The sequence below is a fragment of the Pseudomonas sp. 18058 genome (assembly GCF_902706155.1).
Classification (GTDB): Bacteria; Pseudomonadota; Gammaproteobacteria; order Pseudomonadales; family Pseudomonadaceae; genus Aquipseudomonas; species Aquipseudomonas rustica.
On the sequence record NZ_CACSJY010000002.1, the window covers coordinates 44,259 to 59,132 of the forward strand.

Annotated in this window: 17 protein-coding genes; all 17 read left to right on the forward strand. The window is 59.2% G+C overall.

The genetic code is table 11. From position 1 onward, the window contains the following. Nucleotides 1-34: 34 nt before the first annotated feature. The 17 genes from fabD (at nucleotide 35) to GVL50_RS01475 (ending at nucleotide 14,856) form a co-directional block, all read left to right on the forward strand. Complete coding sequence (gene fabD, locus GVL50_RS01395; RefSeq protein ID WP_159811495.1) at nucleotides 35-973, forward strand: ACP S-malonyltransferase; 939 nt, start codon at nucleotides 35-37, stop codon at nucleotides 971-973. Nucleotides 974-989: 16 nt separating this feature from the next. Then, nucleotides 990-1,733: a 3-oxoacyl-ACP reductase FabG gene (gene fabG, locus GVL50_RS01400; protein WP_007908254.1), complete on the forward strand. Its 744-nt coding sequence runs from the start codon at nucleotides 990-992 to the stop codon at nucleotides 1,731-1,733. Nucleotides 1,734-1,929: 196 nt separating this feature from the next. Continuing rightward, nucleotides 1,930-2,166, forward strand: coding sequence for an acyl carrier protein (gene acpP, locus GVL50_RS01405; protein WP_003175607.1), 237 nt, complete (start codon nucleotides 1,930-1,932; stop codon nucleotides 2,164-2,166). A 111-nt stretch (nucleotides 2,167-2,277) separates the two neighbouring features. Further along, nucleotides 2,278-3,522, forward strand: coding sequence for a beta-ketoacyl-ACP synthase II (gene fabF / locus GVL50_RS01410; RefSeq protein WP_053122604.1), 1,245 nt, complete (start codon nucleotides 2,278-2,280; stop codon nucleotides 3,520-3,522). Continuing rightward, nucleotides 3,522-4,337 (forward strand): aminodeoxychorismate lyase, encoded by an 816-nt coding sequence (gene pabC / locus GVL50_RS01415; RefSeq protein ID WP_159811496.1) that lies wholly within the window; start codon nucleotides 3,522-3,524, stop codon nucleotides 4,335-4,337. The genes fabF and pabC overlap by 1 nt, the downstream gene beginning before the upstream one ends. Nucleotides 4,338-4,340: 3 nt before the next feature. Continuing rightward, nucleotides 4,341-5,513 (forward strand): endolytic transglycosylase MltG, encoded by a 1,173-nt coding sequence (gene mltG, locus GVL50_RS01420; RefSeq protein WP_159811497.1) that lies wholly within the window; start codon nucleotides 4,341-4,343, stop codon nucleotides 5,511-5,513. 19 nt (nucleotides 5,514-5,532) lie between these two features. Beyond that, on the forward strand, nucleotides 5,533-6,165 hold the full coding sequence (gene tmk / locus GVL50_RS01425) for a dTMP kinase (protein WP_053122595.1): 633 nt from the start codon (nucleotides 5,533-5,535) through the stop codon (nucleotides 6,163-6,165). Beyond that, a complete protein-coding gene (locus tag GVL50_RS01430; protein ID WP_159811498.1) occupies nucleotides 6,158-7,141 on the forward strand; it encodes a DNA polymerase III subunit delta' in 984 nt (327 codons plus the stop codon). The genes tmk and GVL50_RS01430 overlap by 8 nt, the downstream gene beginning before the upstream one ends. Nucleotides 7,142-7,183: 42 nt before the next feature. Then, nucleotides 7,184-7,540 carry a PilZ domain-containing protein gene (locus GVL50_RS01435; RefSeq protein WP_007950801.1) on the forward strand — a complete coding sequence of 119 codons (357 nt, stop codon included), beginning with the start codon at nucleotides 7,184-7,186 and terminating at the stop codon, nucleotides 7,538-7,540. A gap of 15 nt (nucleotides 7,541-7,555) precedes the next feature. Then, on the forward strand, nucleotides 7,556-8,347 hold the full coding sequence (locus tag GVL50_RS01440) for a TatD family hydrolase (protein ID WP_159811499.1): 792 nt from the start codon (nucleotides 7,556-7,558) through the stop codon (nucleotides 8,345-8,347). A gap of 454 nt (nucleotides 8,348-8,801) precedes the next feature. Continuing rightward, on the forward strand, nucleotides 8,802-9,440 hold the full coding sequence (locus GVL50_RS01445; protein ID WP_007908276.1) for a TetR/AcrR family transcriptional regulator: 639 nt from the start codon (nucleotides 8,802-8,804) through the stop codon (nucleotides 9,438-9,440). 137 nt (nucleotides 9,441-9,577) lie between these two features. Beyond that, the gene (locus GVL50_RS01450; protein WP_159811500.1) at nucleotides 9,578-10,546 is read left to right on the forward strand and encodes a GTP 3',8-cyclase MoaA; all 969 of its coding nucleotides are present in this window, start codon (nucleotides 9,578-9,580) and stop codon (nucleotides 10,544-10,546) included. Between the two features lie 174 nt (nucleotides 10,547-10,720). Then, nucleotides 10,721-11,326, forward strand: coding sequence for a DUF4823 domain-containing protein (locus tag GVL50_RS01455; protein WP_053122582.1), 606 nt, complete (start codon nucleotides 10,721-10,723; stop codon nucleotides 11,324-11,326). Between the two features lie 16 nt (nucleotides 11,327-11,342). Then, nucleotides 11,343-11,903 carry a DUF1285 domain-containing protein gene (locus GVL50_RS01460; RefSeq protein ID WP_159811501.1) on the forward strand — a complete coding sequence of 187 codons (561 nt, stop codon included), beginning with the start codon at nucleotides 11,343-11,345 and terminating at the stop codon, nucleotides 11,901-11,903. 136 nt (nucleotides 11,904-12,039) lie between these two features. Further along, on the forward strand, nucleotides 12,040-12,756 hold the full coding sequence (locus GVL50_RS01465) for a FadR/GntR family transcriptional regulator (RefSeq protein WP_159811502.1): 717 nt from the start codon (nucleotides 12,040-12,042) through the stop codon (nucleotides 12,754-12,756). Between the two features lie 134 nt (nucleotides 12,757-12,890). Next, the gene (locus GVL50_RS01470) at nucleotides 12,891-13,766 is read left to right on the forward strand and encodes an SMP-30/gluconolactonase/LRE family protein (protein ID WP_159811503.1); all 876 of its coding nucleotides are present in this window, start codon (nucleotides 12,891-12,893) and stop codon (nucleotides 13,764-13,766) included. Nucleotides 13,767-14,037: 271 nt separating this feature from the next. Beyond that, a complete protein-coding gene (locus tag GVL50_RS01475) occupies nucleotides 14,038-14,856 on the forward strand; it encodes an SDR family oxidoreductase (RefSeq protein WP_159811504.1) in 819 nt (272 codons plus the stop codon). The last annotated feature ends 18 nt before the right edge of the window (nucleotides 14,857-14,874 follow it).

Genomic DNA, 14,874 nt, shown 5'->3' on the forward strand with positions numbered 1-14,874 from the left:
TTTTCCGACGACAAGATCATTAGGGGCTTGTTACATGTCTGCTTCCCTCGCATTCGTCTTTCCAGGACAGGGTTCGCAGTCCCTCGGCATGCTGGCCGAGCTGGGCGCGCAATACCCGCTGATCCTCGAAACATTCCAAGAAGCCTCCGCTGCTCTGGGCTATGACCTGTGGGCACTGACCCAGCAGGGCCCGGAAGAGCTGCTCAATCAAACCGATAAAACCCAACCGGCCATTCTGACCGCTTCGATCGCCCTGTGGCGTCTGTGGCTGGCAGAAGGTGGCGCGCGTCCGGCCTTTGTTGCCGGTCACAGCCTGGGTGAATACAGCGCGCTGGTTGCCGCTGGCAGCCTGACGCTGGCTGACGCGGTGAAGCTCGTTGAGCGCCGTGGCCAACTGATGCAGGAAGCGGTTCCGGCCGGGCAGGGTGGCATGGCCGCCATCCTCGGTCTGGAAGACGCTGACGTGCTGGCAGCCTGCGCCGAAGCAGCGCAAGGAGAAGTGGTCAGCGCCGTCAACTTCAACTCGCCTGGCCAAGTCGTTATCGCCGGTGCCAAGGCTGCCGTTGAGCGCGCCATCGAAGGCTGCAAGGCCCGTGGTGCCAAGCGCGCGATGCCGCTGCCGGTAAGCGTGCCGTCGCACTGCGAACTGATGCGTCCGGCCGCCGAGCGCTTTGCCGAATCCATCGCCGCCATCGACTGGCAGGCGCCGCAGATCCCGGTGGTTCAGAACGTCAGCGCGCAAGTGCCGGCTGATCTGGAAACCCTCAAGCGTGATCTGCTCGAACAACTCTACAAGCCAGTGCGCTGGGTTGAATCGGTACAGACGCTGGCAGCCAAGGGCGCGACCAATCTGGTCGAATGTGGCCCGGGCAAAGTCCTCGCCGGTCTGAACAAACGTTGCGCTGAAGGCGTGGCGACTTCCAACCTCAATACCCCAGACGCTTTCGCTGCCGCTCGCGCAGCGCAAGCCTGAATCAGGAGAAACTTGCATGAGTCTGCAAGGTAAAGTTGCACTGGTCACCGGTGCAAGCCGTGGCATCGGCCAGGCCATCGCGCTGGAACTGGGTCGTCAGGGCGCCATCGTTATTGGCACCGCGACCTCGGCTTCGGGTGCTGAGCGCATTGCTGCAACCCTGAAGGAAAATGGTATTCAGGGCACTGGCCTTGAGCTGAACGTGACCAGCGATGAATCGGTCAGCGCAGTGCTGGCGAGCATTCAGGAGCAGTTCGGTGCGCCAGTGGCGATCCTGGTCAATAATGCCGGCATCACCCGCGATAACCTGATGATGCGCATGAAAGACGATGAGTGGTACGACGTGATCGATACCAACCTGAACAGTCTATTCCGCCTGTCCAAGGGCGTTCTGCGCGGCATGACCAAGGCGCGCTGGGGTCGAATTATCAGTATTGGCTCGGTAGTGGGTGCCATGGGCAACGCTGGCCAAGTAAACTATGCAGCCGCCAAGGCCGGTCTGGAAGGTTTCAGCCGTGCCATGGCGCGTGAAGTCGGTTCGCGTTCGATTACGGTCAACTCGGTAACCCCAGGGTTTATCGACACCGATATGACCCGCGAACTGCCTGAAGCACAGCGTGAAGCCTTGCAGACGCAGATTCCGCTGGGTCGTCTGGGACAAGCTCAAGAGATCGCGTCTGTGGTCGCTTTTCTTGCATCCGACGGTGCGGCATACGTCACTGGGGCTACAATCCCGGTGAACGGTGGGATGTACATGTAAGTAAAATGTGACGGATTGCTTCAAAAAAATGTCATACGAGCTGTCTAAAATCCGTTATAAAGCTGCAATCTATTTATAGGCAGAGGGCCACCGGGTTTGAGGAGTGAAGCTTTCAGTTGAAAAGCTGAAAAGTCTTTCTATACACTTACCCACTGGCCAGCTGCCTGAATTTGTCCATTAGGAGTGAAAACAAGGTATGAGCACCATCGAAGAGCGCGTCAAGAAAATCGTTGCCGAGCAACTGGGTGTTAAAGAAGAAGAAGTGGTTAACACCGCTTCCTTCGTAGAAGACCTGGGTGCCGACTCCCTTGACACCGTTGAGCTGGTGATGGCTCTGGAAGAGGAATTCGAGACCGAAATCCCTGACGAAGAAGCTGAGAAGATCACTACTGTACAAGCTGCAATCGACTACGTTACTAGCCACCAGGCGTAATAGTTTGTAATCGTTGTTTGCTGTCATGGAAAAACCGCACTGCCATCATGGCGTGCGGTTTTTTCTTTAGGCCTGATGCAAAGTCGTCGTCATTTGAAAAAGGAGAGTGCTGTGTCGCGTAGACGCGTCGTAGTCACCGGTATGGGTATGTTGTCGCCACTGGGCACGGATGTGCCGAGCAGTTGGCAGGGCATTCTGGCTGGCCGCAGTGGCATTGGTCTGATCGAACACACCGACCTTTCTGCCTATTCCACCCGCTTTGGCGGCTCGGTAAAGGGCTTCAATGTCGAGGAATACCTGTCGGTCAAGGAAGCACGCAAGCTCGACCTGTTCATTCAGTACGGTCTCGCCGCCGGCTTTCAAGCCGTGCGCAACTCCGGTCTGGAAGTCACCGACGCCAACCGTGAACGCATTGGCGTGGCCATGGGTTCGGGTATCGGCGGTCTGACCAACATCGAAGAAACCAGCCGTACCCTGCATGAGACGGGCCCGCGTCGAATCTCGCCATTCTTCGTGCCAGGCTCGATCATCAATATGATTTCCGGTTTTCTGTCCATCCATCTGGGTGCACAGGGGCCTAACTACGCCATCGCCACTGCATGCACCACCGGTACGCACTGCATCGGCATGGCCGCGCGCAACATCATGTACGACGAAGCCGACGTGATGATTGCCGGCGGTGCCGAAATGGCCGCCTGCGGTCTGGGCATGGGCGGCTTCGGCGCGTCCCGTGCGCTGTCGACCCGCAACGACGAGCCAACCCGTGCCAGCCGTCCGTGGGACAAGGGCCGTGACGGTTTCGTCCTGTCCGACGGTGCCGGTGCACTGGTGCTTGAAGAACTCGAACACGCCAAGGCACGTGGCGCGACCATCTACGCCGAGCTGATCGGTTTCGGCACCAGCGGCGATGCGTTCCACATGACTTCGCCACCGGCCGATGGCGCCGGTGCAGCACGCTGCATCACCAATGCGCTACGCGATGCGAAGATCAACGTCGACCAAGTGCAGTACATCAACGCCCACGGCACTTCGACTCCGGCCGGCGACCTTGCCGAAGCCAACGCGATCAAGTCGGTGTTCGGTGAGCACGCCTACAAGCTGGCGGTCAGCTCGACCAAATCGATGACCGGCCACCTGTTGGGTGCAGCGGGCGCGGTTGAAGCGATCTTCAGCGTGCTGGCGATCAACAGCCAGGTGGCACCACCGACCATCAACCTCGATGAGCCGGACGAAGGCTGCGATCTCGATTTCGTGCCGCACACTGCGCGCAACATGGACATCGATGTTGTGTTGTCCAACTCCTTCGGTTTTGGCGGCACTAACGGCACCTTGGCGTTCCGTCGGTTCGCAGGCTGATGGACTGCTGGGTCGACGGTCAACCGGCTGACGCTCTGTCGCTGAAAGATCGCGGCCTGGCTTACGGCGATGGTCTGTTTGAGACTATCGCTGTGCGTGGCGGCCAACCGATCCTGCTGGATCGGCATCTGACGCGACTGGCCGATGGCTGTTCGCGTCTGGCCATCGCCGCCGATATCGAGCTGATTCGCCATGAGCTGCTGAGCTATGCGGCAGCGATGGGCGAGGGCGTGCTCAAGCTCATCCTCACCCGTGGCGACGGTTTGCGCGGTTATGCGCCCGATCCTGCGGCGCCGGGCCGACGCATTCTGCAAGGCAATCCACCGGCGGCTTATCCCGATGTTCATGCTGAACAAGGCGTTCGCCTGTTTCCGTGCAGCACACGCTTGGCTATTCAGCCATTGCTTGCCGGACTCAAACACCTCAACCGACTCGAACAAGTGCTCGCCCGCGCCGAATGGCAGGACAGCGAGCACGCCGAAGGCTTGATGCTTGATCAGGCTGGTCGTGTTATTGAAGGGGTGTTCAGCAACGTGTTTCTGGTGCGTGACGGTGTGTTGATCACGCCGGATCTGAAACGCTGCGGTGTCGCCGGTGTGATGCGCGCCGAAATATTGTTTCAGGCCGAGTCATTGGCCATCCCCACGCAAATCGTCGACATCAGCCTCGAACAGCTGCAATGGGCTGATGAAGTGTTCCTCTGCAACAGTGTTTATGGCGTGTGGCCGGTACGCGCCTACGCTGCACTGAGCTGGCCGGTTGGCCCGCTCACCCGTAAACTGCAAACCATTGCCCGCGCGCTACTGGATGCCTGATTCGTGAGACGTAAACTTTTGCTGCTGCTGGAAACCGGACTGGTTCTGGCAGGGCTGTTGTTGGGCGCCAGCGCCTGGAAGATTCACTCCGCACTGGAACAACCCCTGAACATCACGCAGGAAGAGCTGCTGGATGTGCCGAAAGGCTCTACCCCCACCCGTACTTTCCTCGAACTCGAAACCGATGGCGTCATCAAGGACGCGTTCTGGCTACGGGTTTACTGGCGCTTCAACCTCGCCGGCACACCGATCCACAGCGGTGAATACCGCATGCAGCCGGGCATGACCGTTAATGGTCTGATCGACTCTTGGAAGCGCGGCGACGTGGTTCAGTACAGCCTGACCCTGGTCGAGGGCTGGAACTTCCATCAAGTGCGTGCTGCATTGGCCAAGGACGAGAAAATCGAGCAGACCCTGAGCGGTTTGAGCGACAGCGACGTAATGGCGAAGATCGGCCATAAAGGCCTGTTCCCGGAAGGGCGTTTCTTTCCTGACACCTATCGCTTCGTGCGCGGTATGACCGATGCCGAGTTGCTGAAAAAGTCCTTCGACCGTCTCGATGAAGTGCTGGCCAGCGAATGGGAAAAACGTGCGTCGGACGTGCCTTACCGAGAGCCGTATCAAGCGCTGATCATGGCTTCGCTGGTCGAAAAAGAAACCGGCGTCCCGCAAGAGCGTGGGCAGATTGCCGGGGTCTTCGTACGGCGGATGGCGCTGGGCATGCAGTTGCAGACCGACCCGACGGTGATCTACGGTTTGGGTGATCGCTACACCGGCAAGCTGACCCGCGCGCATTTGAAAGAGCCGACGCCGTACAACACTTACGTGATTCCTGGCCTGCCGCCGACGCCGATTGCGATGGTCGGGCGTGAAGCGATTCATGCGGCGCTGAATCCGGTCGATGGCACCAGCCTCTACTTCGTCGCGCGTGGCGACGGCAGCCATGTGTTCTCGGATGATCTCGATGCGCATAACGCGGCGGTGCGTGAGTTTCAGCTCAAGCGTCGTGCGGATTATCGTTCCAGCCCGGCGCCTGTAGTTACACCGGAATCTGCGCAAGATCCGATTCCTGCGGCATCTCCGGACACGGCGCCGGAAGCGTTGCCGCAAGTTCCCGCCGAGGAACCTGCGCCAACCCCGGCACCGGACGCCGCTGCACCCTCTAACGCGCAATGACTTTGACTAAGGACTGCCTGTGACTGGCTTGTTTATTACTCTGGAAGGCCCGGAAGGCGCCGGCAAAAGCACCAACCGCGAGTACCTCGCCGAGCGCCTGCGCGCCGCCGGTATCGAAGTGGTGCTGACCCGTGAGCCCGGCGGTACGCCACTGGCCGAGCGGATCCGCGATGTGCTGCTGGCCCCGGCCGACGAAGTCATGAACCCGGATGCCGAGCTGTTGCTGGTGTTCGCGGCGCGCGCTCAGCACCTGGCCGAAGTGATTCGTCCGGCGCTGGCCCGCGGTGCAGTGGTGCTGTGCGACCGTTTCACCGATTCGACGTATGCCTATCAGGGTGGTGGACGAGGTTTGTCACTGGAGCGCATCGCTACGCTGGAAAACTTCGTGCAGGGCGATCTGCGTCCTGATCTGACCTTGATTTTCGATCTGCCGGTGGAAATCGGCCTCGCTCGCGCCAGCGCCCGTGGTCGTCTCGATCGTTTCGAGCTGGAAGGCCGGGCGTTTTTCGAGGCAGTGCGCAATGCGTTTCTGAAGCGCGCCGAAGCCGATCCTGCGCGCTATGTGCGCATCGACGCCGGCCAACCATTGGCCAAGGTTCAGCAATCGCTGGATACCTTGCTGCCGAACTTGCTGGAGCTGGCCCGTGGCTGAGGCCTATCCATGGCAGGACAGCCTCTGGCAGCAATTGGCCGGGCGTAAGCAACACGCGCACGCGTATTTGCTGCACGGCCCGGCAGGGATCGGCAAGCGCGCGCTGGCCGAGCGCTTGATGGCGAGCCTGCTGTGCCAGCGTCCGACCCCGGAAGCGTGCGGCGAGTGCAAATCCTGCATGCTGCTCAGGGCCGGCAGTCATCCCGACAATTACATCCTCGAACCGGAAGAAGCCGACAAGGCGATCAAAGTCGATCAGGTGCGTGATCTGGTCAGTTTCGTGGTGCAAACCGCGCAACTGGGCGGGCGCAAAGTGGTGCTGATCGAGCCGGTCGAGGCGATGAACATCAACGCCGCCAACGCCTTGCTGAAAAGCCTTGAAGAACCGTCCGGCGATACTGTGTTGCTGTTGGTCAGCCATCAGACCAGCCGTTTGCTGGCGACGATCAAGAGTCGTTGCGTGCAACAGGCCTGTCCGCTGCCGAGTGAGGCGATGAGCCTGCAATGGCTGGCTCAGGCTCTGCCGGAATGTTCGGAAGAGGAGCGTGTCGAACTGCTGACGCTGGCGGCCGGTTCGCCGTTGATGGCGGTCAGTCTGCAATCTCAGGGTGTGCGTGAACAGCGCGCGCAAGTGGTCGAAGGCGTGAAGAAGTTGCTCAAACAGCAGCAATCGCCGACGCAACTGGCCGAAGAGTGGAAAAGCATTCCGATGCTGCGCCTGTTCGACTGGTTCTGCGACTGGTCGAGCCTGATCCTGCGCTATCAACTGACGCAGGATGAAGCGGGCCTCGGCCTGACCGATATGCGTAAAGTTGTGCAGTACCTGGCGCAGAAAAGTGCGCAGGGCAAAGTCCTCGAGATTCAGGACTGGATTCTCGCGCAGCGGCAGAAAGTCATGAGCAAGGCCAACCTCAATCCGGCGTTGCTGCTGGAGGCATTGTTGGTGCAATGGGCGGGATTGCCTGGCCAAAGATAAGAATGTGTACCTAGACTCTGAACATCAGCAGTGGAGGTCAACATGAATGAACCCGTCAGCCCGGGGCCGCGTAACGGCATCTTGTCCCTGACCATCAAGGACAAGTCGGTGCTTTACGCCGCCTACATGCCGTTCATCAAGAACGGCGGTCTGTTCATCCCGACCAACAAGAGCTACAAGTTGGGCGACGAGGTGTTCATGCTGCTGAACCTGATGGACGAGGCGGAGAAGATTCCGGTGGCCGGCAAGGTCGCCTGGATCACGCCCAAAGGTGCGCAGGGCAATCGCGCCGCCGGTGTCGGCGTGCAGTTTAATGATGGCGACAACACCGCGCGCAGTCGCATCGAAACCCATCTGGCCGGAGCCCTCAAGTCCGACCGTCCCACTCATACGATGTAAGTAGCCGTCCTTTTTATGCTCGTAGATTCCCATTGTCACCTTGATCGCCTCAACCTCGCCGCCCATGACGGTTCGCTGGATGCCGCACTCGATGCCGCCCGGCAGCGCGGGGTAGGGCACTTTCTGTGCATCGGCGTCAGCGCCGACAACGCTGCCGACGTCAAAGCCCTTGCTGAGCGTTACGATGACGTCGATTGCTCGGTCGGCGTGCATCCGCTGGATGTGCAGCCGGGCGCTGCGCCTGCGCTGGATTGGTTGCTGCACGAACTCAATCACCCGAAAGTGGTGGCGATCGGCGAAACCGGTCTGGACTATCACTACGAGCCGGAAGCCGCTGAGTTGCAGCAGGAGTCATTTCGTCTGCACCTGCAAGCGGCTCAGCAGACGGGCAAACCGGTGATCATCCACACCCGTGGCGCGCGGGCCGATACTCTTGAACTGCTGCGCGAAGCGGCGTTGCCTCAGGCCGGTGTGCTGCATTGCTTCACCGAAGACTGGGACATGGCCAAAGCAGCGCTGGACATGGGTTATTACATTTCCCTGTCGGGGATCGTCACCTTCCGCAATGCCGACGCGTTGCGCGATGTCGCGAGCAAAGTTCCGGCGGATCGCTTGCTGGTGGAAACCGACTCGCCGTACCTGGCGCCGATCCCGTACCGCGGCAAGCCAAACCTGCCGCAATACGTGCGTGAAGTCGCGGAATTCCTCGCGATGCTGCGCGGTGAGAACTACGAGCGCTTTGCCGAGCAGACCACCGAAAACTTCAAACGGCTGTTCCCGCTGGCCTCCGTTAAATCTGCCGTGTAGGAGCTGCCGCAGGCTGCGATCTTTTGATCTTGATTTTGACAGGCAAAGGCAAAAGATCGCAGCCTGCGGCAGCTCCTACAGGTGTGATGTTCGGGTAGCTGGGGTAAGGGTCAAATCGCAGGCAAAAAAAACCCGGGTTCTGGGGGGTGAATCCGGGTTAAGACCATTAGGAGTAAAACAAAGGCACGCGGTCCGTTGGTACCTTTATCGGCGCGACACTTGGGGGAGATGTCGCCCGACAGTTCAAGTATTGATCAGTCTGGCGTGCAGTCCAGTGAGCCGGTCGGGGTTTTTAAACAAATTTGGAATACGTTTGCTTCAGTTGAGTTCTCATTGCGTCCAAAACGTTCTCAAAATGAACAAGAAACGCAGATATGGTCGGATGATCCGTGCATTTTTGCGCAAGTTAGGCATAATACGCGGCTTCGAATTTTGACCCTTCAGACCTTTTCTTATGCACAAAGAACCTCGTAAGGTCCGTGAGTTTCGTCGCCGCGAGCAAGAAATTCTCGATACCGCGCTCAAGCTGTTCCTCGACCAAGGTGAAGACAGTGTCACCGTCGAGATGATTGCTGATGCCGTCGGTATCGGCAAAGGCACGATCTACAAGCACTTCAAATCCAAGGCGGAAATCTACCTGCGCCTGATGCTCGATTACGAGCGCGATTTGAACGAGCTGCTGCATTCGGCCGACGTCGACAAAGACAAGGAAGCGCTGTCCCGCGCCTATTTCGAATTCCGCATGCGCGACCCGCAGCGCTATCGCCTGTTCGATCGCCTTGAGGAGAAGGTGGTCAAGGGCAATCAAGTGCCGGAAATGGTCGAAGAGCTGCACAAGATCCGTGCCTCGAACTTCGAACGTCTGACCCTGTTGATCAAGGGCCGCATCAGCGAAGGCAAACTCGAAGACGTGCCGCCGTACTTCCACTACTGCGCATCCTGGGCGCTGGTGCACGGCGCGGTGGCGCTGTATCACTCGCCGTTCTGGAGCAACGTGCTGGAAGATCAGGAAGGTTTCTTCCAGTTCCTGATGGACATCGGCGTGCGCATGGGCAACAAGCGCAAGCGCGACCCGGAAACCCCAAGCAGCTGAGCCATTCAGCCGCCTTATTGCGCCATGATTTCGCTACATGTCGCAGTACCGCAGGAATATACTCAGGCATAGGGCTTGCTAAAACTTGATTTGTGAGTCAAGTTTTAGCGGCTCGAAATTTTTCCGCCGGAGTGATCATGATCGTTGACCGTCAAGGCAGGCGTTTTCGCAATTTGCGCATCAGCCTGACCTCAGCCTGCAATTACGCGTGTACCTACTGCGTGCCCAACGGCAAGCGGCTGGTGGCTGCGCAGGATGAACTGTCGGCCGAAGCCATGGCGCGCGGCGTTGAGTACCTGATCGAAGCGGCCGGTATCGAGCGCTTGCGCATCACCGGCGGCGAGCCGCTGGTCAGCCCGAAACTCGAATCGTTCATGACCGCCGTCGGCAAGATGGGCCTGGAAGACATCAGTCTGACCACCAACGGCCAGCTTCTCGCCAAGAAACTCCCGCTGTTGGTCGATGCCGGTATACGCCGGATCAACGTGTCCCTCGATACCCTCGACGCCGGCGCCTTCCGCAGCATCGCCCGCGGCGGCGATCTGGCCACCGTGCTTGATGGCATGGATCAAGCCGCCGCCGCGGGGATGAAGATCAAGGTCAACATGGTGCCGTTGCGCGGGCAGAACCTTGATCAAGTGATGCCGCTGCTTGATTACTGTCTGCAACGAGGTTTCGAACTGCGCTTCATCGAATTGATGCGCATGGGCCACCTGGCCAAAGACTCCAATGCGTTTCTGCAACAGTTCGTCAGCCTTGAGCAATTGCTCAGCCTGATCGGCGAGCGCTACGAGTATGCGCAGACTGATGCGCCGATCGATGCCACCGCTGTGCGCTATGCGATTCCTGGCCTGGGCAACTTCGGCGTGATCGCCAACGAAAGCGTGCCGTTCTGTCGGACATGCTCGCGCTTGCGACTGTCGTCGACGGGTTGGCTGCATGGCTGCCTGTCGTCGAGCAACCGCCACTATGTCGGTGATCTGCTTGATAAGCCGCGTCATCAGGCGTTGCCAGCGCTGCAGCGTTTGTTGGTCAAGGCGTTGGGCGACAAGCAGGAAGTGGCGTTCTCTGGCGGTGCGACCGTCATGAAGATTATCGGCGGCTGATCAGCCGCTTTCGCGAGCAAGCCCGCTCCCACCTTGGAATGTGTTCCTGTTTGGGAGCGGGCTTGCTCGCGAATACGATCTAACTAACAACACAACGAAAAAACAGAGCTGGCGCAAAAGCTGCATCCAACGGCCATTCGCCGGTTTTCCGTCACCGGCCTCTGGAGGAATAGGATGCGTAGCCTGGTTTTGCTGCTGGCCGTTTTGGCGCTTGGCGGCTGTATGACTGTCAGCGATATGGCCGAAGGCACTCGCTACCAGATGAGCGACGCCGGTTTGCTCGATCACAGCGACAGCCGTCGCGTGAACAACTTCCGCATTCAGCCTGATTCGTTCATCTACATCGCCCAAGGCGCGTTCGCCCCGCCGGGCGGTTCTTACCCGCGTCCAAACGTGGTCGCCGAGGAAGCCTTCAAGGGTTTCGTCGAATACTTCCCGATGGTGCGCCGCGCTCGCGCTCCGGAAGGCCTCGATCAAGCGATGGGCGAAGCACGCGATGCCGGTGCTCATTACCTGCTGTACACGCGTTTCGCCAAGGCTGATGACCGCATTGGTAACTCTGATGAGTGGCTCGATGAAGAAGCGGTCGACCGTCTCGGCATCGACGGTGGCGTGATTCAGATCATGTTGATCGAGACCAGCACCCAGTATTTGATTGATACTGCACGCATCAAAAGTCGTGGCGGTTTACTGACGTTCCACGACAATAAACCCGAAGACCTCATTGGCCCGCCGCTGGCACAGTACGCGCGCAGCCTGTTGGGGATCGGCGACCAATAAATTCAAGGAGAACGCCATGAGTGGCCCGCAAAAAGCCAATGACCTGTTGGGACAAATCCCCAAAACCAAAGGCTTGCCGCCGGTGCACTTGTGGAACCCGGACTTCTGCGGCGACATCGACATGCGCATCGCCCGCGACGGCACCTGGTATTACCTGGGCACGCCGATCGGGCGCAAGCCGATGGTCAAACTGTTCTCGACGATCATGCGCCGCGATGGCGATGATTATTTCCTGATTACTCCGGTCGAGAAGGTCGGGATCAAGGTCGACGACGCGCCGTTTGTGGCGATTTCCGTTGAGGTGGAAGGCGAGGGTGAAGCGCAGCTCTTGCGTTTTACCACCAACGTGGATGAAACGGCTGAGGCTGGGCCTGAGCATCCGATTCGGGTTGAGATTGATCCGGCAACGCAAGAGCCTGCGCCTTATGTGCATGTGCGCACGAACCTTGAAGCGCTGATTCACCGTAATGTGTTTTACCAACTGGTGGAACTGGCGGTCAGCCGCGAAATCGATGGCCAGCGCTGGCTGGGCGTGTGGAGCGGCGGCGAGTTCTTCCGCATCGTCCTCGAACCTTAGAAGATCGCAGCCTGCGGCAGCTCCTACAGGCCATACATCTGTAGGAGCTGCCGAAGGCTGCGATCTTTTTTGTCGTTGACACCCAATCATATGATGATTAGCTTTACCACCCATCGCACTCCGCTTTGAGGTGTTCATGTCCAGCAGCTTCCACGCATCCACGGTTGACTGGCTCGGCAGCTGGATCGCCGCCGGCCAGGTCAAACCTGGGCAGACCATCAAGGTCGAGGCGGATCTGGGTGAGCAGCTCGGCGTCAGTCGCACGGTGATCCGCGAAGCGATCAAAACCCTCGTCGCCAAAGGCATGCTCGAAGTCGGGCCGAAAGTCGGCACCCGCGTGCTGCCGGTTCGGCGCTGGAATCTGTTCGATCCGCAAGTCGTCGGTTGGCTGTCGCGCAACGGCTTGCCGGAAAACTTCGTCGATGACCTGCTTGATCTGCGCCGCACGATAGAACCGATGGCCGTACGCTGGGCCTGCGAGCGCGCCACCTTCGAACAGATCGAAGCCGTTCAACTGGCCTACAACGCCCTCGAGCGCGCGGTCGACAGCGGCATCGATTACAACCGCGCCGATCAGGTCTTTCACGAATGCATCCTCGCGGCCAGTCACAATCAATTCATCGAACAAATGGTGCCGGCGCTCGGCGCGTTGTTGGCGGTGTCGTTTGAAGTGTCTGCCGCCGATCCCGATGAACTGCGCCGCACATTACCGATCCACAAAGACATGGCCGATGCCATTGCCGCTCGGGATTCCGCGCGCGGTGTGTGGGCGTGCATGACTTTGATCGATAACGCCGATCTGGCGATCAAGCGTTTTTACCCGAAAGTCATAGCCGACAAAAAAGCCAGCTGAACACACCCATATCCCCTGTGGGAGCGAGCTTGCTCGCGAATGCGTCAAGTCAGATACATCAGTCATCGACTGACACGACGCCTTCGCGAGCAAGCTCGCTCCCACAGTAAAACAACAACAAAGAAGGAGTTGATATGCCGTGCACCGCCCTGACCCAACACCGCGCCCAACTCGGTGAAGGCCCGTTCTGGGACGCGCCGACCCAAGCGTTGTACTGGGTCGACATCGCCGGCAAACAGGCCCTGCGCCTGATCGGCCAGAACGTACAAATCTGGCAGATGCCCGAGCACGTTTCCGCGTTCATCCCCTGCGCCAGCGGCGATGCGCTGGTCACGCTCAGCAGTGGCGTCTATCGCCTCGACCTCGATTCCCCTGGCCTCGAACCACACCTGACCCTGTTCTGCGTCGCCGACCCGCAACCCGGCAATCGGCCCAACGAAGCGCGTTGCGATGGCCAAGGCCGTCTGTGGCTCGGCACCATGCAAAACAACATCGGCGAAAATGGCGAAGACCTGCCGATCACTCGCCGCTCCGGTGGCCTGTTCCGCGTCGATGCGGATCAACGCGTCACGCCATTGCTGCGCGGTTTGGGCATTCCCAACACGCTGCTGTGGAGTGACGACGGCACCACAGTTCTGTTCGGCGACAGCATGGACAGCACGCTCCATCGCTATTTCATTCAAACGGACGGCCATCTCGGTGCCGCCGAAATCTGGTACGGCCCCGACCAACAGGGCGGCCCGGACGGTTCGGCGATGGACGCCGAAGGTTACGTGTGGAATGCCCGTTGGGATGGCAGCTGCCTGCTGCGCCTGACGCCTGAAGGCAAAGTCGAGCGCAAAATCGAGTTGCCTGTCAGCCGCCCGACCAGTTGCGTGTTCGGTGGCGATGACCTGAAAACCCTGTACATCACCAGCGCCCAGAGCCCGCACAAGCATCCTCTGGACGGTGCAGTGCTGTCGATGCGCGTTGATGTACCGGGAAAACTCTGTACCCGCTTTGCTGGTTGAATCCCAAAATATGGGATGCAAAATTATATATTGAGATTATTTGGCCGACGGGTTTATAGTCGGCTCCAGCAGTAACACGCACTCACACTTAAAAAGAACAAAACAGGTGAAGTGATGCAGCGAATTTCCATCGCACTCCCACGCGGAGTCCGCGTCTCGCAACGGCCACATGCCGTCAGCGACGCTTGCCTGTTTTGTTTCAAACGCCTTCCGAACCGGACATCGTCAGCTGTCCGGTTTTTTTGTGCTTGCGAAACAGGAGTCGAGATCCATGGCTGAACCCCTTTCCCTGCCGCCGGTGCCTGCACCGCCGAAGGGCGAGCGTCTGAAAGACAAAGTGGTCTTGCTGACCGGCGCTGCGCAAGGCATCGGTGAAGCGATCGTTGCTGCGTTTGCTTCGCAGCAAGCGAAACTGCTGATCAGCGATATTCAGGCCGAAAAGGTTGAGAAGGTTGCCGCCCACTGGCGCGAGCAGGGCTGTGACGTGCAGGCGCTCAAGGCCGATGTGTCGCGCCAGCACGATCTGCACGCGATGGCCAAACGCGCCGTTGAATTGCACGGGCGTATCGACGTGCTGGTCAACTGCGCCGGGGTCAACGTGTTTCGTGATCCGCTGGAAATGACCGATGAAGACTGGCATCGCTGCTTCGCCATCGACCTCGATGGTGCCTGGTTCGGCTGCAAAGCCGTGCTGCCGCAGATGATCGAGCAGGGCGTTGGCAGCATCATCAACATCGCCTCGACCCATTCCAGCCACATCATTCCCGGCTGCTTCCCGTACCCGGTGGCCAAACATGGTTTGCTTGGGCTGACCCGCGCCCTCGGCATCGAATACGCGGCGAAAGGCATTCGCGTCAACGCCATCGCGCCGGGCTACATCGAAACCCAATTGAATGTTGATTACTGGAACGGTTTCGCCGATCCGCACGCCGAACGTCAGCGCGCCTTCGATCTGCACCCGCCGAAACGTATTGGTCAGCCACTGGAAGTGGCGATGACCGCTGTGTTTCTGGCCAGCGACGAAGCCCCTTTTATCAACGCGTCATGCATCACCATCGATGGTGGCCGCTCGGTGATGTACCACGACTGAGCGCAGCGGCTTTCACGC